Source organism: Streptomyces sp. NPDC048419 (assembly GCF_043200415.1).
Classification (GTDB): domain Bacteria; phylum Actinomycetota; class Actinomycetes; order Streptomycetales; family Streptomycetaceae; genus Streptomyces.
In genome coordinates this window covers 1-2,579 of the sequence record NZ_JBICXT010000102.1, presented here as the reverse complement: position 1 = coordinate 2,579, position 2,579 = coordinate 1, and the positions used below count along the sequence as shown (strand labels likewise).

Sequence of the window (2,579 nt, the reverse complement as noted above, 5' to 3'; positions counted from 1 at the left end):
CCAGGGCCGTGAACGCCTTGACCGCCCTCGTGCGCATTGCCGAACCTCGGCATCGATGCCCGCCGTCCCCTCGGCACCAGGCAGGTCGGCGAAATTCTTGGCGGGCCACGGGGTTTACGGGAGTTTGAACCAGCCCGTCCCGTTCGTTGGGTCGTGAGTGTCGTCAATACCTAGCTGTTTAAGGGGCATGCGCCCGATCGGTAGATTTAGTACTTGATGGAGAGACTTATCTCCTGCGGTTTTTGCTGTGGACTCGACGACGCACACGATGTCGCCTCCGATGAATATGTAGGCGGAAACAGGGCGGAACCATGTGCCCATGCGGGGCGTGCTGCCGGGTTCTGAATAGCTGCTGGGCGTGACGGTGCGTGTACGCCATTTTTGTGTATCTTGTGCCGTTCCCGGCTGTACACGGAGAAGTTTCATCTTGGCGAAGGTTTGCCCGCCGTCATTTTTAATGGTTATTTCTGACTGGAACCTGAATTCGCCGTAGGTCACCACGGCGTTTGTGTACAGAGTGCCATCAGCGGTCGGCTGTCCAGCGGACAAGGCTTGGAAAGCCCACCGCTTACCGTCGCCGAAACGCGTGACTGCGCCAGTTGTCGCCTTCTTCTCCTCGGCGGCGGCTGTGGTGGTGGGAGTGGTGGTGGGAGTGGTGGTGGGAGTGGTGGTGGGAGTGGTGGTGGTGGTCGTTGATGTAGTGCCGGGAGTGATGGTAGAAGTGGTATCGGGTGTGATACTAGGGGAGGGAGTGGTTGTTGCCTTCCGTTCTTCGCCCAGCATTTCCATGGCCGACTGATAATAGAGCGGGAAATCAGTGGTCCGGAGGAGCGCATTCTTCACATGTTGCTCTAGTCTGCCGAATAGGGCAAGGGCCCGCTTGCCCTGATCGGGAGTTCCGAGGAATTGCTCCATAAATTCTTGAGCCAGTTGGTTATAGGCCTGCACGGTTTCTGTGGGGGCGTCGCCGTGGCCCCCCCCTCCGAGGCAGGTGCCGATGTAGAGGCTTTCCACGCCGCGAAATGTTGCCAAGATCCCCTTACAGGTATGGAAAGGTCGACGGCACACCCCTGGATTGGTGCAGAGTCGTGTGATCGTCTCAACCCAGGCCATATCGCCTTCGCCCTCGTTCAGCATTGCCTTCGCCTGTTCAACATCCATACTTCGCGCGCTTGCCCAGGTCACGACATCCAGCTCCAGGTCGAACTTGGAAAGCGGCCCAAGGACAATGTTGGGGAGGGTAGCCCCCTCGGGGAAGATGCCCTTGGCCGGAAGCGCACGGGGATCTCTGCATACTTGTGTTGCCTCGACCGTCGTGAGCTTTTTACCGGGTTCGGCATAGGTGTAGAGCGTCATGCCCAACGGCACGAATGTCTTATCGGACGCGTCTCCGCCATGTCCCATGAGCGCCAACGTAGGGACATTGTGACGCTGCAGGAAACTTGTGGCCACGTGGCTCGCAGGAGTAACGGCACAGAGTGTGCACTGGAATGGCAGCGTTTTATTGCTGTAGCACATGTAATGGGCTAGGTGGACGACCGGGTTGCTGACGTGAGGGATAACGTTGACGTTGTCCTGGCCTGTGATTTTTTCGCCGCATATCACACATTTTTCGTTGTAGGAGGTCTTGAATTTTTCCGCGGCTGCTTTTGCTTCGCCAAGAACCTCTGAAACCCGCTTTTTCTCAGTGGCGGCAAACTCTTCCTTTTCTCCTGGCTCCATCTCGTTGTAGGCTTCCTCTTCGAGGACTACCATTTCGGGCCGCCAATTGTGCCGTCGGACGACGTCGGCCCAATAAAGCCTTTGTATTTCGAGCTCCTCTGGCCCGTACTCTGTCATGGCCGCCAACTGGGTCGCGAAATTTTTTCTCACTATGTCCCTGACGCTCGCCAGTGTGCTTTCAGGTGGCAATGTACTCCGTTTGTCTTCCCGGGCAGTGGGTGTGGTGGGGGATTGGGGTGTGGACGGGGCTATTGCAGGAGTGCTCTCTGCCGTGGTGGGTGCTGTTTCCCCGTCTCCCGAAGAGGTAGGAGGGGGCGGTCTCGTAGTCATGTAAATACCTCCTGCCGGTGAACCTGCTACGGGCAGGGATCTGTGGAGCTGCAGAACCTCGACGGCGACCTGCGTTCGGCGCTGCTCGGAAACTGCCCTGAGGCAACATTGTCCCAGGATGCCGGGATTGGGCCAACTTGGCGTTTGCGGCAGTTGGGTCTGCAAAACGTTCGGGTCTGGCCCGTGGTCGGTGGTAACGCCTGGTGGTCGTCAGGGCAAGAGGATGCGGTGGCGGAGGAGGTCGAATCCGGCGCGTCCGTGCATCTGTCTCATGATCTCTTGGTGCGGGTGTTGACGCCTTCGGTGCGTCCGTTGTGGTAGGGCAAGGTGACCGGCGAGTTGCGTCCAGGGGAGTGGTGTACGGGTTCGACCTGATCCGGGGGTTTGCTCTGGCATCGGGATGGTGCCCGCATAGATGAACGGCCACCGGCTGATCTTCGAAGTGACGAAGCCTCGAAGGAGATCAGCACGATGACCGCACCAGACAGTGTGCCCCTGCACGCCCTCGCGGAAGACAACCTCGCTGC

At 58.7% G+C, this 2,579-nt stretch carries 2 protein-coding genes; one reads left to right on the top strand and one right to left on the bottom strand.

Translation table 11 applies throughout. The annotated features are described in order from the left end of the window. Nucleotides 1-114: 114 nt before the first annotated feature. Nucleotides 115-1,872, bottom strand: coding sequence for a putative adhesin (locus tag ACGFYN_RS48010; protein ID WP_393872260.1), 1,758 nt, complete (start codon nucleotides 1,870-1,872; stop codon nucleotides 115-117). Nucleotides 1,873-2,094: 222 nt separating this feature from the next. On the opposite strand from ACGFYN_RS48010, the gene ACGFYN_RS48005 reads away from it, so the two are divergent. Further along, entirely contained in the window at nucleotides 2,095-2,373 is a 279-nt protein-coding gene (locus tag ACGFYN_RS48005; RefSeq protein ID WP_393872261.1) for a hypothetical protein, read from the top strand. Nucleotides 2,374-2,579 lie beyond the last annotated feature (206 nt).